The 22559-nt window shown below is 64.4% G+C and carries 22 protein-coding genes and 2 riboswitches; of the genes, 14 read left to right on the top strand and 8 right to left on the bottom strand.

Annotation, left to right across the window (positions count from 1 at the left end):
* A partial coding sequence (locus tag HNQ95_RS28925; protein WP_182575809.1) for a formate--tetrahydrofolate ligase occupies positions 1-648 on the top strand: 648 nt, incomplete at its 5' end.
* Positions 649-775: 127 nt separating this feature from the next.
* On the opposite strand, the gene HNQ95_RS28920 is transcribed toward HNQ95_RS28925, so the two are convergent.
* On the bottom strand, positions 776-1165 hold the full coding sequence (locus HNQ95_RS28920) for a TipAS antibiotic-recognition domain-containing protein (RefSeq protein WP_182575810.1): 390 nt from the start codon (positions 1163-1165) through the stop codon (positions 776-778).
* Complete coding sequence (locus HNQ95_RS28915) at positions 1113-1490, bottom strand: MerR family transcriptional regulator (RefSeq protein WP_182575811.1); 378 nt, start codon at positions 1488-1490, stop codon at positions 1113-1115. The genes HNQ95_RS28920 and HNQ95_RS28915 overlap by 53 nt, the downstream gene beginning before the upstream one ends.
* 254 nt (positions 1491-1744) lie before the next feature.
* Between HNQ95_RS28915 and HNQ95_RS28910 the strand changes: the two genes are divergently transcribed.
* The gene (locus HNQ95_RS28910) at positions 1745-3757 is read left to right on the top strand and encodes a bifunctional metallophosphatase/5'-nucleotidase (protein ID WP_182575812.1); all 2013 of its coding nucleotides are present in this window, start codon (positions 1745-1747) and stop codon (positions 3755-3757) included.
* A 125-nt stretch (positions 3758-3882) separates the two neighbouring features.
* Here the strand turns inward: HNQ95_RS28910 and HNQ95_RS28905 are convergent, their stop codons facing one another.
* Positions 3883-5004 carry an acyl-CoA dehydrogenase family protein gene (locus HNQ95_RS28905; RefSeq protein ID WP_182575831.1) on the bottom strand — a complete coding sequence of 374 codons (1122 nt, stop codon included), beginning with the start codon at positions 5002-5004 and terminating at the stop codon, positions 3883-3885.
* Between the two features lie 216 nt (positions 5005-5220).
* Between HNQ95_RS28905 and HNQ95_RS28900 the strand changes: the two genes are divergently transcribed.
* Positions 5221-5913 carry a winged helix-turn-helix transcriptional regulator gene (locus HNQ95_RS28900; protein ID WP_067959258.1) on the top strand — a complete coding sequence of 231 codons (693 nt, stop codon included), beginning with the start codon at positions 5221-5223 and terminating at the stop codon, positions 5911-5913.
* Here the strand turns inward: HNQ95_RS28900 and HNQ95_RS28895 are convergent.
* The 3 genes from HNQ95_RS28895 to HNQ95_RS28885 form a co-directional block, all read right to left on the bottom strand.
* A complete protein-coding gene (locus HNQ95_RS28895; RefSeq protein ID WP_182575813.1) occupies positions 5910-6380 on the bottom strand; it encodes a GFA family protein in 471 nt (156 codons plus the stop codon). The genes HNQ95_RS28900 and HNQ95_RS28895 overlap by 4 nt on opposite strands.
* Positions 6381-6525: 145 nt before the next feature.
* Complete coding sequence (locus tag HNQ95_RS28890; protein ID WP_067959252.1) at positions 6526-6999, bottom strand: 6,7-dimethyl-8-ribityllumazine synthase; 474 nt, start codon at positions 6997-6999, stop codon at positions 6526-6528.
* Between the two features lie 76 nt (positions 7000-7075).
* A riboswitch (FMN riboswitch) is annotated at positions 7076-7222 on the bottom strand.
* A 58-nt stretch (positions 7223-7280) separates the two neighbouring features.
* Complete coding sequence (locus tag HNQ95_RS28885; RefSeq protein WP_182575814.1) at positions 7281-7835, bottom strand: sugar O-acetyltransferase; 555 nt, start codon at positions 7833-7835, stop codon at positions 7281-7283.
* Between the two features lie 150 nt (positions 7836-7985).
* On the opposite strand from HNQ95_RS28885, the gene HNQ95_RS28880 reads away from it, so the two are divergent.
* Both HNQ95_RS28880 and HNQ95_RS28875 read left to right on the top strand, forming a co-directional pair.
* Positions 7986-8447, top strand: a complete 462-nt coding sequence (locus tag HNQ95_RS28880; protein WP_182575815.1) for a DUF4126 domain-containing protein — start codon at positions 7986-7988, stop codon at positions 8445-8447.
* Complete coding sequence (locus HNQ95_RS28875; RefSeq protein ID WP_182575816.1) at positions 8444-9826, top strand: FAD-containing oxidoreductase; 1383 nt, start codon at positions 8444-8446, stop codon at positions 9824-9826. The genes HNQ95_RS28880 and HNQ95_RS28875 overlap by 4 nt, the downstream gene beginning before the upstream one ends.
* Positions 9827-9871: 45 nt before the next feature.
* Here the strand turns inward: HNQ95_RS28875 and HNQ95_RS28870 are convergent, their stop codons facing one another.
* Entirely contained in the window at positions 9872-10639 is a 768-nt protein-coding gene (locus tag HNQ95_RS28870; RefSeq protein ID WP_182575817.1) for an isocitrate lyase/PEP mutase family protein, read from the bottom strand.
* Between the two features lie 200 nt (positions 10640-10839).
* Positions 10840-11292, bottom strand: a complete 453-nt coding sequence (locus HNQ95_RS28865) for a MarR family winged helix-turn-helix transcriptional regulator (RefSeq protein WP_067959237.1) — start codon at positions 11290-11292, stop codon at positions 10840-10842.
* 179 nt (positions 11293-11471) lie between these two features.
* On the opposite strand from HNQ95_RS28865, the gene HNQ95_RS28860 reads away from it, so the two are divergent.
* From HNQ95_RS28860 to HNQ95_RS28825, 9 genes are all read left to right on the top strand, one after another.
* Positions 11472-13901 (top strand): membrane-bound PQQ-dependent dehydrogenase, glucose/quinate/shikimate family, encoded by a 2430-nt coding sequence (locus HNQ95_RS28860; protein ID WP_182575818.1) that lies wholly within the window; start codon positions 11472-11474, stop codon positions 13899-13901.
* A gap of 403 nt (positions 13902-14304) precedes the next feature.
* The gene (locus tag HNQ95_RS28855) at positions 14305-15471 is read left to right on the top strand and encodes an MFS transporter (protein ID WP_067959230.1); all 1167 of its coding nucleotides are present in this window, start codon (positions 14305-14307) and stop codon (positions 15469-15471) included.
* A 32-nt stretch (positions 15472-15503) separates the two neighbouring features.
* A riboswitch (cobalamin riboswitch) is annotated at positions 15504-15713 on the top strand.
* Positions 15714-15821: 108 nt separating this feature from the next.
* Positions 15822-16637, top strand: coding sequence for an ABC transporter ATP-binding protein (locus HNQ95_RS28850; RefSeq protein WP_182575819.1), 816 nt, complete (start codon positions 15822-15824; stop codon positions 16635-16637).
* A 16-nt stretch (positions 16638-16653) separates the two neighbouring features.
* Positions 16654-17598 (top strand): ABC transporter substrate-binding protein, encoded by a 945-nt coding sequence (locus HNQ95_RS28845; protein WP_067959223.1) that lies wholly within the window; start codon positions 16654-16656, stop codon positions 17596-17598.
* Positions 17599-17652: 54 nt separating this feature from the next.
* Complete coding sequence (locus tag HNQ95_RS34130; RefSeq protein WP_312871045.1) at positions 17653-17913, top strand: iron chelate uptake ABC transporter family permease subunit; 261 nt, start codon at positions 17653-17655, stop codon at positions 17911-17913.
* Positions 17910-18665 carry a FecCD family ABC transporter permease gene (locus HNQ95_RS28840; protein ID WP_312871046.1) on the top strand — a complete coding sequence of 252 codons (756 nt, stop codon included), beginning with the start codon at positions 17910-17912 and terminating at the stop codon, positions 18663-18665. Before HNQ95_RS34130 ends, HNQ95_RS28840 begins: the two co-directional genes overlap by 4 nt.
* Positions 18666-18908: 243 nt before the next feature.
* Positions 18909-21098: an anthranilate synthase gene (locus HNQ95_RS28835; RefSeq protein WP_182575820.1), complete on the top strand. Its 2190-nt coding sequence runs from the start codon at positions 18909-18911 to the stop codon at positions 21096-21098.
* Positions 21099-21166: 68 nt separating this feature from the next.
* Positions 21167-22123: a cation diffusion facilitator family transporter gene (locus HNQ95_RS28830; protein WP_182575821.1), complete on the top strand. Its 957-nt coding sequence runs from the start codon at positions 21167-21169 to the stop codon at positions 22121-22123.
* 129 nt (positions 22124-22252) lie between these two features.
* On the top strand, positions 22253-22558 hold the full coding sequence (locus HNQ95_RS28825; RefSeq protein WP_182575822.1) for a putative quinol monooxygenase: 306 nt from the start codon (positions 22253-22255) through the stop codon (positions 22556-22558).
* Position 22559: the final 1 nt, after the last annotated feature.

Below are 22559 nucleotides of genomic sequence, written 5' to 3'. Positions count from 1 at the left end.
AAGGAAGAGCTCGGCAAGGAGAATGTCGAGGCGGTGAAGAAGGGCTGCGCCAACCTTGGCCGCCACATCGAGAACGTCAAGCAGTTCGGCGTGCCTGTGGTGGTGGCGATGAACCACTTCGTCTCCGACACCGACGCCGAAATCGCAGCGATGAAGGAGTATGTCGCCTCGATGGGTGCGGAAGCGATCCTGTGCAAGCACTGGGCCAAGGGGTCGGCCGGCATCGAGGAGCTCGCCCACAAGGTGGTGCAGCTGGCCGAAAGCGGCGCCTCGCAGTTCTCGCCGCTCTATCCCGACGACATGAAGCTGTTCGACAAGATCGACACCATCGTCAAGCGCATCTACCGCGGCTCCGAAGCCATCGCCGACAAGTCGGTGCGCGACCAGCTGCATGCCTGGGAACAGGCCGGCTACGGCCACCTGCCGGTGTGCATGGCCAAGACGCAGTATTCGTTCTCGACCGACCCGAACCTCAGGGGTGCCCCTGTCGACCATGTCGTGCCGGTGCGTGAAGTGCGCCTGGCAGCAGGCGCCGGCTTCATCGTCGCCATCTGCGGTGAGATCATGACCATGCCCGGCCTGCCCAAGGCACCGTCATCCGAGAAGATCTTCCTCAACGAACAGGGCCAGATCGAAGGACTGTTCTGAGTTCGGGGCGTCATACCCAGACGGAGGGGCGAGGCCGCAAGGCCTCGCCCCGTTTCTTTTTCGGGCGCATCGCTTTCCTCGAAACCCCCATCGCCGTCATTGGCGCAAGTCCCAACAGGCGCGTGCTCTACGACTTCAGGCGGCCTTGCGTCGTGCCCAGGCCTTCATCGCCGTGGGCCTCGTAGCGCCGGGCGAAGTCGGGATGGTCGTAGATGTCGGCGAGGCCTGCATAGGCATCCATCGTACAAGGCTGCGGCCACATGCGGCTGACCCAGCGGTGGTGGCGCTCGACCAGCATGTCGAGTTCGCGCGCCTCGGGCACGATGCCCTTTTCCATGGCTGACGCCAGTGACTGTTCGATGTCGCACAGCTCGGCCATCGCGTTGCTCTGCTCATAGCTGAGCTTCGGCGCATGGCTAACTGCCTTGCGCATCGGCCCGCCGTAACGCTCGACCAGCCAGCCCTCATGCTCCGCCTGCTTTTCGGAAAAGCCCTTGTACAGTTCGGCATTCTTCATCGCGCGATCTCCTTCGAGTTTGGCGATCGTGCGGTCGATCGTCCTGACAAGCTGGCGGTAGCGGCTTGCCTCGGCCTCCAGCCGCCGGGCTGCTGCCTGAGCGACGCGAGCCGGTCGAAACCGGGCGCATCGAGGATGGCAGCGATCTCGCCGAGCGGATGCCGAGTTCGCGGTGGATGAGCACCTGCTGCAGCCGCAGCAGTTGTTCTTCGCCATAGCTTCGATAGCCGTTCGCGCCGACAAGAACGGGGGTGAGCAGACCGATGTCGTGATAGTGGTGCAACGTCCGGACCGTCACGCCGGCAAGCCGCGCCAGTTCACTCACAGCATATGCCGTCATCCGACCATGTCTCCGCAGGACCGGATGAGTAGTCCCTCACGTCGCGTGAGGGTCAAGCGAGAGAAAGAAGCAGCCACCGCAGACGGAACCTGGCTGCACCATCCCCGATCTTGTCGTTGCGGCACGCTGTGCAGGAAACTTGTTAGTTCCCAAGAGCTTCATCGCACTGTCATGTGGTCACTCTAGGCCTGCCCGCCATGAGTCCACGCATGTCGCGTGGGACCAGCAAGGAAGACTACATGACTACGCATAAAGGCAGCCTTTCGCGACGTTCGATGCTGAAAGGCGGCGCAGCGCTGGCTGCTACTGCAGCCATATCTCCCTACATCGTTTTCCGCGCGCAAGCAGCGCCTGCGGCTGGTGAACTTGCCATGATCGCCGCGACGCCGAATTCGAACGGCGCCTTTGAAAAGCTCTACCTGCTCAAGGGCGACCCGCTGGCCGGGCCGATCAAGGCGATCGTGACCGAAACGGGCGCGGCCGTCCCCATGTCAGGGCTGGAAATGGGCGAACGCCGCCTGCTGCGGCTGATGCATTTCAACGACTTGCACAACCACATCACCGAAATGCACGCGAAGAAGGGCGACACCCACGTCTTCTCGCAGATGGTCAAGCAGGTGAAGGACGCACGCGCCAACGCCGTCGCCGACGAGGTGGTGCTGTTTGTTTCCGGTGGCGACGATCACACCGGATCGATCTTCGACGAACTGCTTGGATGGTCGCCGGACGAGTTCATCGCCGACGCCGGATACCGCGTCTATTCCGCCGGCGGCGTGGATGTCGCGGTGCTCGGCAATCATGAATTCGACCGTGGCGCTGCCGTGTTGAAGAAGGGTATCGAGACCGATGCCAGCTTCCCGCTGCTGTCGGCAAACGTGCATGGTTCCTCGGACTTGAAGCGTGACGAAGACTACTTCGCCGCCGTGATCGGCGAGGCGAAGGGACTGCGAATCGGTTTCGTCGGCCTGACCACATCCGTCGACACGCGCGTCGGCCAGCCCGCCGACCCGAAGCTTGCGGTCGCCAGCCCCCTCGAAGCTGTGCGCAACGTGCTGCCGGCGGTGGCGTCGGTCGCCGACATCGTGGTTGTGCTGTCGCACTGCGGTTATGGCGGCGACCAGCACAAGAGCGGCAAGGCGGGCACCGCCCGCACCGTCGGCGAAGGCGACTTCGCCATCGCCCAGGCCATCGCCCCTCTGACGGACAAGCCGATCGTCGTTATCGGCGCCCATACCCACACCAAGCTCAACGCCGAGGGTATCGACACCGACAATGTCGTCGAAGGCGTGCTGATCACGCAGGCGCAGGCCCATGGCGCCTATCTCGGCGAGATCGCCATATCGATCCGCAGCGACAGCGGCCGCAAGGGCTGGTTCACTTCGGTCGGCCTGCGTCCCACCAAGGCGCGCGACCAGCGCGTCAAGGCTGGCGAGGCCGGCTACGAGACCTTCGAACAGGAAGCGGACTACGACGTCGATTTCGAACAGACGCATGTGGCACCGCTGATCAAGGCGCTCGACACGAGGCTAAACGAAGTCATCGGCCAGGTTCCGGACGACACGCTCGTTTCGAACGAACGCACCTTCGCTGATCGTTATGTTGGCGAGACCGCGCTTGCCAATTTCATGAACGACGCGCTGGTCAGGCGTTCGGAGGATTTCCCCGGCGGCCGCATCGACGTGGCGTTGTTCAACGCTTCGGGCATCACCTCGGGTCTGCCACAGGGACCGCTCAGCTTCCGCCAGTGGCATGATGTCATGCCTTATGCCGACGGCGTGCACGTGGCCACGATGACCGGCGCCCAGATCCGCGACATGCTCCAGAGCAACGCCAAGCGTGTGCTGCGGCCGGAAGAAGTGAGCAAGGTCGACACTTCAGCCTTCGTTTCGCGCGGCCTCCTGCATTTCTCTTCTGCCCTGCGCTACACGATCAAGCTGAACGCATCTGCCATCGAGGCCACGGCGACGGCCATCACGATCGCGGGCAAGCCGATCGAGGACGTCCTCGATCGGCAGTTCAAGGTTGCGTTCAACACCTACGTCGCGCTGGGCGGTTTTGGCGAAAGCTGGAACGGCAAGCCGATCGGCGGCGAAGTGCCCGGCCAGATCCCAAGCATGGACCTCAGGGGCTTGCCGTTCGATCACACCGGCATGGTCTACCGCAACGAGGTCGTGGCACTCATTCGCGAGGCAAGGACCGTTGGCCCGGACATGGGTCTGACACTGGATCAGCGGGTGCGGATCGAAGCCTAACCATAGCCGGAACCGACTTCGCGGGAACATGCACGTGTGCAGATGTACCGCATTGCGAAAGGTTCGAACACTACATATCAGCCGCCGCGACTGGTCGCGACGGCTGATTGCCTTGGGAGTTATGTTCAGAAGATCGTGTCGACCGGAAGCCCAAGGGCCACAGCCCCGGCATATCGCGCCTGCGGGCCGGATTGAAGCGGGTGGAAGCGCGCGGCCTGCATGTCGCGGAAGCGGCGTTCAAGGCCCTTGTCGCGGTAGAAGGACGAGCCGCCGGCAAGTTCCATTGCCAGTTCAACGACTTCGAGCCCATGGCTGGCGACCAGCGTACGGCCGATCATCACCTCATTGACGCTTTCCGCCGACGGGCGGTTGCGCCCGACCTCCTCGATCATCGAACGATGCGCCATCTGGGCGGCGCGCAGGGCGGTGTCCATGCGGCCGGCAAGGTTGAGTACGGTCTCGCTGGCCGGCTTCTTCCTGGCGATCTCGACAGCAATGTCGCGGGCGCTCTCGGCTATGCCAAGATAGACGGCGTAGATCAGCGGGAAGGCAATTGTGGCGATGATCTGGAACACCGGATGCCAGTGGCCCGCCGCGCGCGAAAAGGCGACCGACGCATCGGGCACGAACAGCCCGTCGATGACGACGTCGTTCGAGCCGGTGCCGCGCATGCCGAGCGTGCGCCAGTTGTCCATCACGCGAACCTCGGGCGCCCGCATCGGCACGCCGAAATGGATAACCTTTTCGCTGCCGTCGTCGGCACAAGTGATCGCCCCGGTCATCAATATGTCGCCGGCGGCAACACCTGAGGTGAAGACCTTGCGCGCCGTGATGCGGTAGCCGCCCTCGACCTTCTCGGCCTTGCCTGAACCACCGATCCAGTCGGACCCGCCTGACGACAGCAGGATCAGGTTTTCGGCAGCGACGCGCTTGAGCAGCGGTTCGACAGCAGCGACCTTCTGGTGGCGCCAGCGCCAGGCGGGGATGGCCACCTGATGCGTGTGCATGGCAAAGGCGAGCGCTGTCGAGCCGCAAGCCCGCGCCATGATACGCAGCATTTCCGCAAGCTCGGCGATGTCGGCACCGCCGCCGCCCAGTTCGAGCGGCACGCCAGCGCTGGTGAGGCCGGCCTTCTTAAAGAGCGCATAATTGTCGGCGACGAAGATGTCGCCTTCGTCAAACTGCCGCGCCCGCTCGGACAGGGCTGGAACCAGGTCGTTAGCCGCAGCGACCACATCGATCGGCATTGCACCAGTCACGCCGGCTCGTGCCAGCGCAGCGTTATCAAGACTTCTCATCAGTCGTCTCCTGTTGACCGGCAGGTCAGAGCCAAGGATCGCGCCAAGGGCCGCCCCGGTCCAGTTCAGGAAGTGAATCGCCAGCCGAGCCGATCGTCCCTATGGGCTAGGTGCGAGCATGCTGCTTTTGCGCTATAAGGCCGGGTCTCCTGCGAATGGTGCGAGATGAGCGATCGCGGCGGTTACGGCCAGTTTTGCCCGGTTTCGATGGCGTCGGAAGTGCTGTGCACCCGCTGGACAACGCTGGTCGTGCGCGAAATGCTGATGGGATCGAGCCGTTTCAACGATCTGCGCCGCGGCGTGCCACGCATGTCACCGGCTCTGCTGTCCAAGCGGCTGAAGGAACTTGAGCGCGCTGGCGTGATCCAGACCGAGCGTGGCGGCGCGGGCAGCGTCGAATACCGGCTGACCGAGGCCGGAGAGGATTTGCGGCCGATCATTCTCGGCCTTGGCGACTGGGGCCATCGCTGGGTGGAATCCCAGCTAACCCTCAGGAATCTCGACCCTTCGCTCCTGATGTGGGACATGCGCCGCAACCTCAACCCGCAGCCCCTGCCGCCAAAACGCTGCACGATTCACTTTCTGTACCCCGAAGTGGCGAAAGCGCAGCAAAATTGGTGGCTGGTGGTCGCCGACGGGACAGTCGACCTTTGCAATTCCGACCCCGGCTTCGACATCGACCTCGAGGTCAGGGGATCCCTGCGCAGCATGACATCGGTTTGGATGGGCCTGTCCAAACTCAACCAGGAACTCGATTCCGGTCGGTTGGAGCTCGATGGCGACGACAAGATCGCCCACGCCATGCAGGCCTGGCTCGGCCTGAGTAGCTTTGCGCCGCTGGCGCGCCGGGCACCTTAGGTCTCGCCCGCTTCCGCCCAGGCGAGATACTCGTGCAACAACGGCTCAAGGTCCTCCATTTCGGGGAATTCGTCGAAGCTCCTGACAGCCCCCGTCGCGGCGAAGGGCATCTTCGTCCTGGTAAAGGTTTCCATGAAGGGCCGGAACCACGTGACATCCTCCAGCATGGTCGGACGCACATTGACGAACCAGTCGACACCGGCGACACGGGTGAACATCCACGTCTTGCAATGGTCGCAGAACTGGTGGTGCAACTGCTCCCCATGCGCTCCCCCGACAACGGTTTCGCCCTGGGTGACGGCAAAGCCGTCTGCCGGCACCATCGCCGTCAGCGAATAGGCCGAGGACGACATCTTCTGGCAGCCGGGACAATGGCAGGCCGCGGTGCAGATCGGCGCTTTTGACACCTCGATCTCGACGCGGCCGCAGCGGCACGCCCCCTTGAGTGGCAGTGGAATGGACGACATGTCAGCCCCCTTGCATGATGCTTTGCGCATCCTGCAACCGCAGCGTTCCGAAGCATAGGGCCAGCTTCTGGCTTCCGGTGTGACGTGCCATCGCAGAGGGTCGTCGGCCCTCCCCTGAGAGGAGGGCCGGGTCGGCGCGATCACTTCAGGCGGCGACCAGGGCGCGTGCCTTGAGCAGTTCGACGCAGGCGTTGGCGGCTTCCTTGCCCTTGACCTTGAAGTGGTCGAAGAAGAAGCGGTGATGCTCGGCGCTGTCGTGGTAATTGTGCGGGGTGAGCACCGCCGACAGCACCGGAACGCCTGTCTGAAGCTGCACATTCATCATGCCGTCGAGCACGGCATGCGCCACGAAGTCGTGGCGGTAGATGCCGCCATTGACGACAAAGGCGGTGCCGAGGATCGCCTGGTAGCGGCCGGTCTCGGCCAACGTCTTGGCAAACAGCGGGATCTCGTAGGCGCCGGGCACGTCATAGACATCGACTGCGAAGCGGCCGTCCGACAGCGTCTCGATCTCGGAGCTGAAGGCTTTCACGCATTCGTCGACGATGTCGGCATGCCAGCGCGCACGGATCACGGCGACGCGGGTTGTATCGAAGTCTTTCGGGGATTGCTGATTCATGGGTCCATCCTTCCGTTTCGAACCAGAATCAGGACGCACGAGACGGAATCCCGGCGGCTTACGCCTCCGCTTTCCCGTTCGTTCTCTTCCATCCGGACTATGACCGTCGGCTCCGGAGTTGCACCGGATCTGCTGACCCTCCCGTTACCGGGAAGCGCTCGCGGGCTTGGGTTCGAAAACCCTTACCGCCGGTGGGGACTTTCACCCCGCCCTGAGAACATTAACGCCTTACGATATGGCGGCGCGCAGGGGCGCTGTCAATGACAGGAATAATAGTTTCTCTATCCAGAAATCAGCCGTGCCGGATTGCCGACGACGGTCGCGCCGGCCGCAACTCTTTTCGTCACCACCGAGCCGGCACCGACGATAGCGTCGTCGCCAATCTCAATGCCGCCCAGCAAGATGGCGCTGCCGCCGATCCAGACATTGCGGCCGATGGTGACCGGCCGGCCAATCTCCAGGCCGGCGCGACGCTGGACCGGGTCCTTGTGGTGCTCGGGGCAATAGATCTGTACGCCGGGGCCGAACATCGTGCCCGCGCCGATGCTGACGGTTGCCGTGTCGAGGATGATGCAGCCGGCATTGAGGAACACGCCCTCGCCCAGATGGATGTTGAAACCGTAGGCGCAGTGGAACGGCGCTTCGATGCGAGCGCCCTCACCCGCCGAGCCGAGCAACGTTCGTAGCCGGGGCGCGATATCGCCGCGCTCCACGGGCGGTAGCGAGCGGTGCTCGAAGACGGCGTCGGCCGCCACTGCGCGGAGTGCGTCGAGTTCGACATCGACGCAGTTGTACCAGGCGCCGGCCGCCATCTTTTCGCGTTCGCTCTGAGCCATTTCAAATGTCCTTCCTGCTTGTCCAGCCAAACCACAGAACCGGCCATGCTGCAAAGGTCGAAGCCTCGCGGCTCTGGCGAAACCAGATGGCTGTGCTAGCCTGCTGACAACGTGCACTTCCGGACCAGACACATCCACGGGGGACGAAGGATGATCTACCTGCTCGCGCTTCTCATCGGCATTGTTGCCGGCCTCAGGGCCATGACCGCGCCGGCGGCAGTTGCCTGGGGCGCCTGGCTCGGCTGGCTGCCGCTGGCGGGCACCTGGGCTGGCTTCATGGGCCACTGGATAGCGGTCGCCATATTCACCGTGCTGGCCATTGTCGAATTGGTCACCGATCAGTTGCCGTCGACACCTAGCCGCAAGGTTCCGGTGCAATTTGGCACCCGCATCGTCATGGGCGCGCTGACCGGCGCCGTCATCGGCACCGCTGGCGGCATCGTTGTTGGCGGGCTGGCTGCCGGCATCATCGGCGCGATCCTCGGCACGCTCGGCGGCGCGGAGATCAGAGGCCGTCTCGCGGCTTCCTTCGGCAACGACTTGCCGGCGGCATTGATCGAGGATGCCGTGGCGATCCTCGGCGCCCTGCTGGTCGTGAGCATGGTCGTATGAGCACAGCGCAAAGATTCGACGCCATCATCATCGGCTGCGGTCAGGCCGGGCCACCGCTGGCAGGGCGGCTGACGGCGGCGGGTCAGACGGTGGCGCTGATCGAGCGCAAGCTGGTCGGCGGCACCTGCGTCAACACCGGCTGCAAGCCGACCAAGACGATGGTGGCGAGCGCCTATGCCGCCCATCTCGCTCGCACCGGCGCCGACTATGGCGTTTCGACAGGCGATGTCTCGGTCGACATGAAGGCAGTCAAGGCACGCAAGGACAAGGTAACGGTCGATTCACGCAGCGGGCTGGAAGACTGGATCGGCGGCATGAAGGGCTGCACGCTCTATCGCGGCCATGCCCGTTTCGAGGGGCCGCACGAGGTGCTTGTCGGCGACGAACTGCTCCACGGCGAGCGCATCTTCATCAATGTCGGCGGCCGCGCCAACATCCCCGACATGCCTGGCATCAACGACATCAGCTATCTCACCAACACCTCGATGATGGAGGTGGATTTCCTGCCCCGCCATCTCGTGGTCGTCGGCGGCAGCTATATCGGGCTGGAATTCGCCCAGATGTTCCGCCGCTTCGGCGCGCAAGTGACCGTGGTGGAAAAGGGCCCGCGGCTGATCTCGCGCGAGGACGAGGATGTCTCGGAGGCAGTGAGGGGCATACTCGAACATGAAGGCATCGCCCTCAGGCTGAACGCCGAATGCATCAGCTTTGCCCGGCATCCCGACGGCGTGACCGTCGGCGTCGACTGCACCTCAGGCGACCGTGCCGTAACGGGCAGCCACGTGCTTCTTGCCATCGGCCGCAAGCCCAACACCGACGATCTCGGCCTCGACAGAGCGGGCGTGGCCACCGACAAGCACGGCTACATCGAGGTCGACGACCAGCTCAGGACCAACGTCCCGCACATCTGGGCGATGGGCGACTGCAACGGCAAGGGCGCCTTCACCCACACCGCCTACAATGATTTCGAGATCGTCGCCGCCAACCTGCTCGACAACGACCCGCGCAAGGTTTCGGACCGCATCGAGGCCTATGCGCTCTATGTCGACCCGCCGCTCGGCCGCGCCGGCATGACGGAGACGGCAGCGCGCAAGAGCGGCCGCAAGGTGCTGGCAGGCCAAAGGCCGATGACGCGCGTCGGCCGCGCCGTCGAAAAAGGCGAGACGCAAGGCTTCATGAAAATCCTTGTCGACGCCGACACCAGGCAGATCCTCGGCGCCTCGGTGCTGGGCATCGGCGGCGACGAGGCCATCCATGCGGTGCTCGACCTGATGTATGCCAGGGCGCCGATCGAGACCTTGCAGCGCGCGGTCCACATCCACCCGACGGTATCGGAGCTTCTGCCGACGATTGCCATCGAGCTGAAGCCGCTGGCATAGGATCGGCCCATCCCGTTGAAGCCGGGACGGGCCTTGGTTGTTCGCCTATTCGAAGGCCGCACGGGCCTTGGCTTCCAGCCATTCGGCCATCTGACGGTAGGGCACCGGACCGTAGCTGATGCGGGCGACGCCGAGCTCGGCCAGCTTCGCCTTTGGCGGAACATGCGCGAGCGCGATGATGTTGACCGGCAGCGAGACCGCCTTGCAGAGCTTGCCGATCAGCGCCTCATTGCCGAGGCCCGGCGCGAAGAAGCCATGCGCGCCCGCCTTGGCGTAGGCTTCTGCGCGTTCGATCGCGGCATCGACAAGCGTGTCGCTGTGTTCGTCAGGCTTGGCTTTCAGGAAGATGTCGGTGCGGGCGTTGATGAAGGCGGGAATGCCTGACGCCTTGACGGCATCGGCCGCCGCGGCGATGCGCTTCACCTGGACAGCGATGTCGTGCAGGCCGCTGCCGCCGACGATCTGGTCCTCGAAGTTGAAGCCGATGACCCCTTCCGCCAGCGCCCGCGTCACTGTCGCTGCGACAGCCTCGGGCTCGACGCCATAGCCGCCCTCGAGGTCCATCGTGACCGGCAGGTCCGTGGCGGCGACGATGCGGCGGATGTTGTAGAGTGCCAGGTCGAGCGGAATCTTTTCGCCATCGGCGAAACCGAAGGCAGCGGCAACCGGCCAGCTGCCCGTCGCGATCGCCTTGGCACCGGCCTTGGCTACGATGGCCGCGCTGCCGGGATCCCAGATGTTATAGAGCACCACCGGGTCGCCCTTCACATGCAGGGCATGGAAGGCCTTGGCCTTGTCGATCTGGCTGGTCATGGAATTCTGCCTCTTGGGGTGACTGAAGGTCTGGAACCTAGCAGCGTGACGCTGCTTGGCCATAGCGCAGAATGCGGTAAGTGAGTTGCCAGCGACAGGGGTAATCACCGTTGCGTGGGTCGGACCGTCGAGGCGATGCCATGCCATGACCGGCGAACAACGGTTGCGGCCCAGATAGATGAACCTTTCCGCCCCTACCCTCAGCTGTCCGGATCCGCTGCCAGCAGCCGCTGTTCAAGACGCACAAGCACACCGAGCGCGACCTTAAGTTCCGCGGCGTCCTCGTCGGCCAGAAGCTCGGTGCGCAGGCGTTCGAGGATCAACTCGATCTCCTCGACGCGGCTGCGGCCGGCATCGGTCAGGGACAGAATCTTGGCACGGCGGTCACCGGGATCGCCACTGCGGGTGATCAGGCCGTCGGCTGCAAGCAGATCAACGATGCGCACCAGAGACGGACCTTCGAAACCGAGATGGTCGGCGATCACGCCCTGGCGGATATTGTCGCCCAGCCGCGACAGCGTCAGCAACGGCATGGCGGTGGCATGCGACAGGCCGCAGTCGTCGAGCGCGCTGTCCGCCGCGTGGCGCCAAAGCCGGGCGACGGAGAGCAGGCTCCTGCCGAAACCGGCGCGGTCGGATGCGTCATTGGACATTCGAGAAAGATAACATATTATCTATTAGGATGCGATGAGATTCTCGGCCGGAACACGGTCGCGACGTCTGTGCGGAGGTAGAGGCGAGGAGTTCTCCGCAGAGCGCCGGCATGACGGTCGCGTCCGAAACCGCCCGCCCGGGCGGCTGATTTTCGGTTCAATCTTCGCGAGACATCGACATGGCAGCACAACAGACACCCAGAGGCAGCGGCGGCTGGCTTCTGGTTCTATTCGGCCTGCTCTTGGTCGTCATCGGGGCACCGCTCGTCTACGGCGGCGTCCAGTTGATCGGCCTGGGCGGATCCTGGTATTACGCGCTTGCCGGTCTCGGCGTCATCGCCTCCGGCATTCTCTACGTCATGCGCCGCAGGGCGGGTCTCTGGCTCTACGGCCTGGTGTTTTTGGCAACGATTGCCTGGGCGCTCTGGGAATCCGGCCTCGAATTCTGGCCTTTGATTCCGCGCCTCGTAGCACCTGCCGTCATCGCCATCCCGGCGCTGTTGCTCGCCCCGCTCTTCCCGACGCGCACCGGCAAACGGGCTCCGTTCGCGCTTGCCGGCCTGCTGGTCGCGGCACTTGTCGCTACCGCCTTCTACGGCTTCACCCCACATGGCATCATCAGCAATACGCTCGCCTCTGCCGAGCCCAAGCCGAGCGTTCCTCCGGCAGCCGCCAGCGCCACCGACTGGCGCCATTATGGCCGAACCCCGGCAGGTACACGCTATGCCCCGATCGACCAGATCAACCGCGACAATGTCGACAAGCTCGAGGTTGCCTGGACGTTCCAATCGGGCGATATCCCCTCAGGGACCGCGCAGGACCAGAACACGCCGCTCTTCGTCAACGACACGCTCTACACCTGCTCGCCCAACAACATCGTCCATGCGCTGAACCCGGATACGGGCGAAGTGAAGTGGAAATTCGACCCGAAAGCCAAGTCGCCGCTGTGGCAGCGTTGCCGTGGCGTCAGCTATTACGAGCCGGCTTCGGCACCGAGCGAGGCCAATGCAGCCTCCGCCGACCCGCTGGCACCCGCAAGCGTCGTAGCGTCGACGCCCGACATGCCCGCTGCGGCGGCATCCTGCGCCGCCCGCATCGTCATGACCACCATCGACGCCCGCCTGATCCAGCTCGATGCCAAGACCGGCGAGCTGTGCCAGGATTTCGGCAATGGCGGCATCGTCGACCTCAAAAGCGGCATGGGCGAGATCAAGGACGGTTTCTACTTCCAGACCTCCGCCCCCACCGTGGCGCGTGACCTGATCATGGTCGGCGGCTGGGTGTGGGACAATGTCGAGACAGGTGAACCCTCCGGCGCCGTACGCGCCTTCAACGCCCTCACCGGCGAACTGGTCTGGGCCTGGGATCTCGGCAACCCCGCCATCACCAAGCTGCCGCCGGAAGGCGAAAGCTACACCCGCGGCACGCCCAATGTCTGGTCGACACCGGCCTATGACGAGGCCCTTGGCCTTGTCTACCTGCCGACCGGCAACGCCACGCCCGACTTCTTTGGCGCACATCGCTCGAAGGCCGCCGAGGACTATACCGCCTCGGTCGTCGCCCTCGACATTGCAACCGGCCGCGAACGCTGGAAGTTCCAGACCGTGCATCACGACATCTGGGACTACGACGTTCCCGCCCAGCCGGCGCTCTACGACGTGCCGGATGGCAAGGGCGGCACGGTTCCGGCGCTGATCCAGATCACCAAGCGCGGGCAGATCTTCATGCTCGACCGCCGCGACGGCAAGCCGATCGCCGAGGTCGAGGAGCGCGCCGTTCCGCAGACCGGCGGCGTGCCGGAGGACTTCCTGTCGCCGACTCAGCCCTATTCGGTCGGCATGCCGGCGATCGGTGCGGAGCCGTTCGCCGAGGCCAACATGTGGGGTGCGACGCCTTACGACCAGCTCTACTGCCGCATCGAGTTCAAGAAGATGCGCTACGAGGGCGAATTCACGCCTCCCGGCCTGACGCGTTCGATCATCTTTCCAGGCTACTATGGCGGCATGAACTGGGGCAGTGCGGCGATCGACGTGGCCCGGGGGGTGCTGATCGTCAACGACATCCGCATGCCGCAGTTCGCCCAGCTGATGCCGCGCGAGGAGACCGACAATTATGGCGGCTCGGCAGCCCATGACGGCCTGTCGCAGCAGAAGGGCACGCCCTATGGCGCGCTGAAGAACGGCTTCATGTCGCCGCTCGGCGTTCCCTGTCACCAGCCGCCTTATGGCACCTTCACCGGCATCGACCTCAAGACCCGCCAGATCGCCTGGCAGGTTCCGGCGGGCACGCTGCAGGATACCGGTCCGCTTGGCATGAAAACCGGCCTGCAGATCCCGATCGGCATGCCGACGCTGGGCGGTCCGATCGCGACGTCAGGCGGCCTCGTCTTCTACGCCGGCACACAGGACTATTATCTGCGTGCACTCGACGTGGAGACGGGCAATGAGTTGTGGAAGGGCCGGCTGCCTGTCGGCGCCCAGTCTACGCCAATGACCTTCGTCTCGCATGAGAGCGGAACGCAATATGTGGTCATCTCGGCCGGCGGGGCGCGCCAGTCGCCTGACCGCGGCGACTACATCGTCGCCTACAGGCTGCCCAGGCAGAACTGAGTCTGGGCGCATCGACATCGGAAGGGGCGCCTCGGGCGCCCTTTTCATTTCTGGCCGGCAAGGGCGGTACCCGTGCGACGAACGGGTACCCGCCAGTAGCCGTGCTCGCCCAGCGCAGCGTGCCCCCGGCCTGCGCGTCATCGGCGAAGCCGAGGGCCTGCCGCCGCTGCCCGAGATGGAAATCGGCATATTGCGCAACCCGCAGGCCGCCAATTGGCAGTCGACCGGCTCTACGAATTTCTCCGACGCGACCTCACCCAGCAATCCTGATCGTCTCAGCTAGCGCCTTGCGCACTTCTCCTATGCGCCAGGTGCATTGCTGCAATGCGGCAACGTCGCTTGTGCCGCGCCGGACATGAGGAAATTGTGCGTCTAAATCGTTTCAACTCCCCTGAGTCCGCCCATGCCCTTGCCGATCCTCGCTCTGGCCGTTGCATCCTTTTGCATCGGCACCACCGAATTCGTGATCATGGGCCTGTTGCCGGAGGTCGCCGCCGACCTCGGCGTGTCGATCCCGGCCGCCGGTCTTCTGGTCACCGGCTACGCGCTCGGCGTCGTCGTCGGCGCCCCGATCATCGCGGTGGGCACAGCGAAACTGCCGCGCAAACCGGTGCTGATCGGGCTCGCCATGATGTTCGTCTTCGGCAACCTGCTCTGCGCCATCGCCCCCACTTACTGGACGCTGATGATCGCCCGCGTCATCACCGCCTTTGGTCACGGCGCCTTCTTCGGCATCGGCTCGGTGGTGGCGGCAAGCCTGGTCCCAACCAACAAGCGCGCCAGTGCCATCGCCCTGATGTTTGCCGGCCTGACATTGGCGAACATCCTCGGCGTTCCCGGCGGCACGGCACTCGGCGAAGCCTATGGCTGGCGCGCCACCTTCTTTGCCGTCGTGGTCATCGGCCTGCTCTCGGTGGCGGCCATAGCCTGGCTGGTCCCTGCGGGCGTCGCCCCTCCCGGCAAGGGCGGGGTATCAGGCGAGGTCAAGGTGCTGGGCAAGCTCCAGGTCTGGCTCGCCATGATCATCTCGGCGCTCGCCTCGGGCAGCCTGTTTGCCGTCTTCACCTACATCAAGCCGATCCTGACCGACGTCAGCGGCCTCTCGGTTGAATCGGTCACTTGGGTGCTTTTGCTGTTCGGCGGCGGCATGACCATCGGCAACATCATCGGCGGCAAGCTGGCCGACTGGAAGCTGATGCCCACAGCCATCGGCGCGCTGGTGGTGATGGCGGCGATTCACGTCGCCTTCGCCGAACTCAGCTCTTCGGCGCCAGCGGCGATCCTGCTCGTCTTCATGTGGGGCGTCATCACCTTCGTCATCGTGCCACCGATGCAGATGCGCGTCGTCGAAACCGCTTCGGAGGCACCGAACCTCGCGGCCACCCTCAACCAGGGCGCCTTCAACGCCGGCAACGCCGCCGGCGCCTGGGCCGGTGGTGCTGCGATTTCGATGGGCGTGAGCTATGCCGACCTGCCCTTCGTCGGCGCGGCCATCGCACTGTCTGCCTTCGGCGTGGCGCTCATTTCCTTCGCGCTCGACCGCCGTGACGCAATTCAGCAGGCGGCATGACGCTTTAGCGATTGTCAGCAACCCGTCGCTGCTGTAGCCACGACAGCGATGGTTCCTGCTATCCGGTTCGGGCAGCAGGTTAAATGGGAACACGGTGAGACGTCCCCGACGCGAAACCGTGGCTGCCCCCGCAACTGTGAGCGGATAGCAATTCGGAAACATGCCACTGGCCGAAAGGCCGGGAAGGCTCCGAGGAGCGATCACCCGCAAGCCAGGAGACCTGCCATCATCCGATTAACTCAACCGGCCGGGGTGTGCCGCGGAGATGATGATGGTTGCGACTGCCTTCTTCGGTACCGGCGCGCTTTCCGGATCGTTCTGCTGCCTCCGCCCGACCGCGGAGACAGGGCATGCTCGATCGCGTCCACGCCGCTAGCCGCCTTGTAGGCACCACCCCGGCACTGCTCGAACTCGATGGCGTCAGCTGGGGCCCTCGTGCTTCGCAGCCGATCCTCGAGCCGATCAGCCTTGCGGTTGCGCCGGGCGAGTTGCTCGCCATCGTCGGCCCCAACGGCGCCGGCAAGTCGAGCCTGCTGCGCTGCCTCTACCGCTACCACAAGCCGACTTCGGGCACTGTCCGCCTCGACGGCACCGACATCTGGAAGATGAAGCCGCGCGACTGCGCCCGCCGTATCGCGACCGTGCTTCAGGAAAGCGCCTCGGACTTCGGCCTGACCGTCGCAGAAATCATCGAGTTGGGCCTGACCCCGCATGTTACGAGTTTCGGCACCAGCGACCGCGACTACGACCAAGTCGAGGCAGCCCTTGCCCTGCTCGGCCTGACCGCACTCGCTGCGCGCGACCTCTGCTCGCTGTCGGGCGGCGAAAAGCAGCGCGTGATGATCGCCCGGGCATTGGTGCAGCGACCCGACCTTCTGATCCTCGACGAACCGACCAACCACCTCGACATCCGCCACCAGCTCGAAGTGCTGGAACTGCTCGGCAATCTCGGCTGCACCGTCATCGTTTCCCTGCACGATTTGGCGCTCGCCTCGGCCCATGCCGACCGCGCGCTTGTCATGGACGGCGGCCGCGCCATTGCCTGCGGCGCGCCCGCCGACATCCTGACGCCCGATCGCATACGTGACAGCTTTTCCGTCGGAGCGACCCTCGACGACCATCCCGTCACCGGTCGTCCACGCTTTTCCTTCCACCTCGAACGCTGAACATCAAGGAGCCTCCATGCGCCTGCCCATCATCGCCGCCGCCCTGCTCGCCACCTGCGCAACAGCTATGGCCAGCGGCTTCCCCGTCACCGTCAAGAGCTGCAACCGCGACGTCACCTTCGAGACCGCGCCCAAGCGCGCCGTCTCGCACGACGTCAACCTGACCGAGATGATGCTGGCGCTCGGCCTCGCCGACCACATGGCCGGCTATTCCGGCATCTCCGGCTGGAAGACGCTGAGCGAGGATTTGCGCAAGGGCGTCGGCGAACTGCCCGAACTCGCCCCACAATACGTCAGCAAGGAAGTGCTGCTCGGCGCCGACACCGACCTGTTCTTCGCCGGCTGGAATTACGGCATGAAGGTCGGCGGCGACGTCACCCCGGATACGCTCGCGCCCTTCAAGATCGCTGTCTACGAGCTGACCGAAAGCTGCATCCACATCATGAAGAAGGACAAGTCGTCGCTTCAGGACATGTATGCCGACCTGCTCAATCTCGGCGCCATTTTTGGTGTGCGCGAGAAGGCGGAGGTCCTGGTGGCAGGCTATGAGAAGGAACTCGCCGACTTCCAGGCCGAGCTGCCCAAGCTCGACAAGCCGGTCAACGTGTTCATCTACGATTCCGGCGAGCAGAAGCCGTTTACCGCCGGACGCTACGCCATGCCGACCGCCATTATCGAGGCAGCCGGCGGCAAGAACATCGTCGACGACGTCGAGTCGAGCTGGGTCGAGATCGGCTGGGAGCCGGTCATCGAGCGCAATCCCGACATGGTGGTGATCGTCAATTACGGTGAGGTAACTGCCGAGCAGAAGATCGACTACATGCGCACCAACCCGGCCTTCAAGGACATCGAGGCAGTGAAGAACAACCGCTTCTTCGTGCTCGAATACAACGAGGCGACGCCGGGACCGCGCAACATTGCGGCGATCAAGCGGCTGGCCGCCGCGATGCGGGCCGACTGAGCCGTGTCGCATCGCCACCTCGTCACAGGGCCAAGACACGTCCTGATCCACGCCATGCCGGCCCTGATACCGGGGCTGGCCGTGGTGCTTGTGATAGGCATGATCATTGCCGTCGGCGTCGGCCCGGTGGCGATCCCACTGGAAACGGTGTGGGGCGTCATTGCCAACAAGCTGATACCGGGAAGCGTCGAGGCGGTCTGGTCGAGCGGACGCGAGAATATCGTCTGGGACGTGCGCGCGCCGCGCGTCATCCTGGGCGCCATCGTCGGCGCCTCGCTGGCGCTGGTGGGGGGGGGGGAGCCCTGCAGTCGGTGACACGCAATCCGCTCGCCGATCCGCATCTGCTCGGCATTTCGTCGGGCGCGGCCTTCGGCGCGATCATGGCGCTGATCCATGCCGGCATGGTGCTCGGCACCGTCACCGTACCGGTCTTCGCCTTTGCCGGCGCGCTGGCGGCAACCGCACTGGTGCTTGCCATCGCCAACCTGGCGCGGGCGCAGTCGGCCGGCCAGCTGATCCTTGCCGGCGTGGCGGTGAGCTTCATCATCTCGGCCGCAGGCAACCTCTTGATCTTCATCGGCGACCCCAAGGCTGCCCATGTCGCGATCTTCTGGATGCTTGGCGGGCTCGGGCTGGCGCAATGGAGCCATCTGCCCTATCCGCTGGCAGCCCTTGTCCTGTGCGGCGTCTGGCTGATGACGCAGACCCGCAACCTCAACGCCATGACGTTGGGCGACGAAAGCGCAACCGCACTCGGCATCCCGGCGCAGCGCTTCCGGCTCAAGGCCTTCGTCGCCTGCGCGCTGCTGACCGGCTGTGCGGTTGCCTACTCCGGCGTCATCGCCTTTGTCGGCCTGATGATCCCGCACATCGTGCGCTTCTTCGTCGGTGGCGACTATCGCCGCGTGCTGCCGCTGTCGGCGCTGGTCGGCGCCATCTTCCTGATCGCTGCTGACATGGCCGCACGCACGGTCGTGCCGCCGCAGGACATGCCGCTCGGCATCGTCACCGGGCTGATCGGCGGCATTGCTTTCGTCATCCTGATGCGGCGACGGACAACAAAGTGAGGGTCAGTTGGTAATGCAATGCAAGACGACGCAAATCCGGTTGCGTGGCCCCGAATTCGCCGCTATGCATTCCGCCATGAACACGACTTCGCTCCAGAACATTTGGTGGCGGGCCAGCTGACAGCGGCCTCTTGAAGCGCGTGCGCGTGAAGATTGTGATGGCCGCAACGGGATTTCCGGGCGGCCATTTGCTTTTTTCGAACCAGGCTCCGGACGCTCCCACTGCAAGAGATGGAGACGGGAATGACGTTGGAATTGCTTGAAAACGGCGCCGAGCGCTACGTGACGTCAGGCGGGGTGTCGATCACCCGGCAGCGCCACGAAACCGCCTATCACGGCGCGATCGAGACCTATCTCGACGGGCTCAACAGCCGGCGCGGCGCGGTGTTCTCCTCCAACTACGAATATCCCGGCCGTTACACCCGCTGGGACACCGCCATCATCGACCCGCCGGTGGTAATCTCGGCACGCGGACGCGCAATGAAGATCGAGGCGCTGAACGGCCGCGGCGAGGTGCTGCTGCCGGTGATCCGCGCCGTGCTCGCGCCGCTCAATGAGCTGACGATCACCGAGACCTCCAAGCGCCTGATCGCGCTCGAGGTGGCGACGCCCGGCCGCGTCTTTACCGAGGAAGAACGGTCGCGCGTGCCTTCGGTGTTCACCGTGCTGCGCGCCATCACTGCCTTGTTCAAGTCGGAGGAGGACAGCAATCTTGGCCTCTACGGTGCCTTCGGCTACGACCTCGCCTTCCAGTTCGACCCGGTCGAGCACACACTGGTGCGCAAGGACAGCCAGCGCGACCTGGTGCTGTTTTTGCCCGACGAGATCCTTGTCGTCGACCATTATTCAGCCAAAGCCTGGCATGATCGTTACGACTATGCCGGCGCGGGTTTCTCGACCGAGGGCCTCGCGCGGGACAGCGTCGTCGAGCCGTTCAAGGCGTCCGACCGCATTCCGCCACGCGCCGACCATGAGCCGGGCGAATATGCCCAACTGGTGCGCCGGGCGATGGACAGTTTCAAGCGCGGCGACCTGTTCGAGGTCGTGCCCGGCCAGATGTTCTACGAGCGCTGCGAGACGGTGCCGTCGGAGATTTCGCGCCGGCTGAAGGCGATCAACCCTTCACCCTATTCGTTCTTCATCAATCTCGGCGAAGGCGAGTATCTGATCGGCGCCTCGCCGGAGATGTTCGTCCGCGTCAACGGCCGCCGCGTCGAGACCTGCCCGATCTCGGGCACCATCAAGCGTGGCGACGACGCCATCTCCGACTCTGAGCAGATCCTGAAGCTGCTCAATTCGAAGAAGGACGAATCCGAGCTTACCATGTGCTCTGATGTCGACCGCAACGACAAGTCCAGGGTTTGCGAGCCAGGCACGGTACGCGTCATCGGCCGCCGCCAGATCGAGATGTATTCGCGGCTGATCCACACTGTCGACCACATCGAGGGCCGCCTGCGCGAGGGCATGGATGCCTTCGACGCCTTCCTCAGCCACGCCTGGGCGGTGACGGTCACCGGCGCGCCCAAGCTGTGGGCCATGCGTTTCATCGAGCAGAACGAGAAGAGCCCCCGCGCCTGGTATGGCGGGGCGATCGGCATGGTGCATTTCAACGGTGACCTGAACACCGGCATGACGCTGCGCACCATCCGCATCCAGGACGGCATCGGCGAGGTGCGCGCGGGCGCCACATTGCTCTACGATTCCGTTCCCGAGGAAGAAGAAGCCGAAACCGAACTGAAGGCCTCAGCCATGCTCTCCGCCATCCGCGACGCCAAGACCGGCAACGCTCCCGGCACCGAGCGCGCCACCGCGCGCGTCGGTGAAGGGGTCAAGATCCTGCTCGTCGACCACGAGGATTCCTTCGTCCACACGCTGGCCAACTACTTCCGCCAGACCGGCGCCGACGTCTCGACCGTACGCTCGCCTGTGCCGGATGAAGTCTTCGACCGGATCAAGCCCGACCTGGTCGTGCTCTCCCCCGGCCCCGGCACGCCGAAGGACTTCGACACGGCGGCAACGATCAAGAAATCCAGGGACCGCGACCTGCCGATCTTCGGCGTCTGCCTCGGCCTGCAGGCACTGGCCGAAGCCTATGGCGGCGAGTTGCGCCAGCTGGCGGTGCCAATGCATGGCAAGCCATCGCGCATCCGCATCTCCAAGCCGGGCATCGTCTTCTCCGGCCTGCCCAAGGAAGTGACCGTCGGCCGCTACCACTCGATCTTTGCCGATCCGGTGCGGCTGCCCTCCGACTTTGTCGTCACGGCGGAGACTGAGGACGGCGTCATCATGGCGTTCGAGCACAAGAAAGAACCGATCGCCGCGGTGCAGTTCCACCCCGAATCGATCATGACGCTCGGCCATGACGCCGGCATGCGCATGATCGAGAACGTGGTAGCCCACATGCCGCGCAAGGCCAAGGACAAGGCGGCCTAGCCAACATCGACAACCTCCCCTCTCGCGGCCGCTTGGCCGCGGGCGGGTAGCAGCCATCAAGCGAGATCATGGTCCAGACCGAAACGAAGGGATTTTCAGCCAGCGGCAGCCAGCCGACATCGGCCAAGAAGCGCGTCGCAAGACTGGCTTTCTGGTCGATCATCATCGGCGGCGCCGTGATGGGGCTGAAATTCGTCGCCTGGTGGCTGACGGGTTCGGTGGCGCTCTATTCGGACGCGCTGGAATCGATCGTCAACGTGGTTGCTGCGATGGCCGCCTTCTGGGCAATCAAGGTCAGCCACAAGCCCGCCGATCTCGACCACCAGCACGGCCACCACAAGGCCGAGTACTTCTCGGCCGTGCTCGAAGGCGTGCTGATCATCGTCGCGGCCTTGCTGATCCTGTTCGAGGTATGGCGCAGCTGGGGCACGCCGATGGACCCCGAGCAGCCCTGGCTCGGCCTCGGCATCAACGGTATTGCCGCCGTGGTGAATGCGATCTGGGCCACCATGCTGATCCGCGTCGGCCGCGCAGAGCGCTCGCCGGCGATGGTCGCAGACGGCCATCACATCATGACCGACGTGGTGACGTCGGCCGGCGTGCTTGTCGGCCTGGTCGGCGCAATTACCACCGGCTGGACGATCCTCGACCCGGTGCTGGCGGTCATCGTGGCGCTCAACATCCTGTGGCAGGGCTGGCACGTCATGAGTTCGTCGATGAACGGGCTGATGGACCGCGCCGTCGAGCTGGAAGACCACATGCGCATCCGCGACATCATCTCGGCCAACTCCAAGGGCGCGATCGAGGTTCACGACCTCAAGACCCGCATTGCCGGCCGCGCCACCTTCATCGAGTTCCATCTCGTCGTCGACGCCGATATGAGCGTCGGCGAAAGCCATGTCATCTGCGACCGCATCGAGGATGCGCTGAAGGAGGAAATTCCCTCCGTGCGCATCATCATCCATGTCGAGCCGGATGACGAAGCCAAGCTGCCCAAGGGCACGGTGGCGGTTCCCTTCGCCTGAGCTACCTTTGCTGAACTCTGGCCCGTTTGTCAGGATGATGTCGGCTTGAACCGCGGACCTCGGCCGTCAGGCTGGACAAGTGCTGCCTCGCAAGCACAATCCGGGCAACGAAGCGATGCGAGTCCTGAGATGTACGGATTGATAGGGAAGATGCGGGCCCAGGCCGGCAAGCGCGACGAACTGCTCGGCATCCTGCTTGGAAGCACCAGTGCCATGCCGGGATGCCTGAGCTATGTCATCGCCAGGGATCCAGCCGACGCCGACGCGATCTGGATATCCGAGGTCTGGGACAGCAGCGCAAGCCACAAGGCCTCGTTGCAACTGCCCGAGGTCAAGGCGGCGATTAGCCGGGCAATGCCGATCATCGCCGGCTTCGACACCAGCATCGAGACCGAGCCGGTTGGCGGCTTCGGGCTGGACTCCTCCGGAGGCTAGC

Source organism: Aminobacter ciceronei (assembly GCF_014138625.1).
GTDB lineage: Bacteria > Pseudomonadota > Alphaproteobacteria > Rhizobiales > Rhizobiaceae > Aminobacter > Aminobacter ciceronei.
The sequence above is the reverse complement of the archived record's forward strand: the minus strand, read 5'-3'. Positions and strand labels throughout refer to the sequence as shown.

Coding starts and splice junctions, on each gene's coding strand:
- HNQ95_RS28880 (WP_182575815.1), top strand. CDS start 7,986: ATGATCTACCTGCTCGCGCTTCTCATCGGCATTGTTGCCGGCCTCAGG.
- HNQ95_RS28875 (WP_182575816.1), top strand. CDS start 8,444: ATGAGCACAGCGCAAAGATTCGACGCCATCATCATCGGCTGCGGTCAG.
- HNQ95_RS28860 (WP_182575818.1), top strand. CDS start 11,472: ATGGCAGCACAACAGACACCCAGAGGCAGCGGCGGCTGGCTTCTGGTT.
- HNQ95_RS28870 (WP_182575817.1), bottom strand. CDS start 10,639: ATGACCAGCCAGATCGACAAGGCCAAGGCCTTCCATGCCCTGCATGTG.
- HNQ95_RS28910 (WP_182575812.1), top strand. CDS start 1,745: ATGACTACGCATAAAGGCAGCCTTTCGCGACGTTCGATGCTGAAAGGC.
- HNQ95_RS28920 (WP_182575810.1), bottom strand. CDS start 1,165: ATGAAGAATGCCGAACTGTACAAGGGCTTTTCCGAAAAGCAGGCGGAG.
- HNQ95_RS28865 (WP_067959237.1), bottom strand. CDS start 11,292: ATGTCCAATGACGCATCCGACCGCGCCGGTTTCGGCAGGAGCCTGCTC.
- HNQ95_RS28845 (WP_067959223.1), top strand. CDS start 16,654: ATGCGCCTGCCCATCATCGCCGCCGCCCTGCTCGCCACCTGCGCAACA.
- HNQ95_RS28835 (WP_182575820.1), top strand. CDS start 18,909: ATGACGTTGGAATTGCTTGAAAACGGCGCCGAGCGCTACGTGACGTCA.
- HNQ95_RS28905 (WP_182575831.1), bottom strand. CDS start 5,004: ATGCCGATCGATGTGGTCGCTGCGGCTAACGACCTGGTTCCAGCCCTG.
- HNQ95_RS34130 (WP_312871045.1), top strand. CDS start 17,653: ATGCCGGCCCTGATACCGGGGCTGGCCGTGGTGCTTGTGATAGGCATG.
- HNQ95_RS28825 (WP_182575822.1), top strand. CDS start 22,253: ATGTACGGATTGATAGGGAAGATGCGGGCCCAGGCCGGCAAGCGCGAC.
- HNQ95_RS28850 (WP_182575819.1), top strand. CDS start 15,822: ATGCTCGATCGCGTCCACGCCGCTAGCCGCCTTGTAGGCACCACCCCG.
- HNQ95_RS28855 (WP_067959230.1), top strand. CDS start 14,305: ATGCCCTTGCCGATCCTCGCTCTGGCCGTTGCATCCTTTTGCATCGGC.
- HNQ95_RS28885 (WP_182575814.1), bottom strand. CDS start 7,835: ATGGCTCAGAGCGAACGCGAAAAGATGGCGGCCGGCGCCTGGTACAAC.
- HNQ95_RS28890 (WP_067959252.1), bottom strand. CDS start 6,999: ATGAATCAGCAATCCCCGAAAGACTTCGATACAACCCGCGTCGCCGTG.
- HNQ95_RS28895 (WP_182575813.1), bottom strand. CDS start 6,380: ATGTCGTCCATTCCACTGCCACTCAAGGGGGCGTGCCGCTGCGGCCGC.
- HNQ95_RS28900 (WP_067959258.1), top strand. CDS start 5,221: ATGAGCGATCGCGGCGGTTACGGCCAGTTTTGCCCGGTTTCGATGGCG.
- HNQ95_RS28830 (WP_182575821.1), top strand. CDS start 21,167: ATGGTCCAGACCGAAACGAAGGGATTTTCAGCCAGCGGCAGCCAGCCG.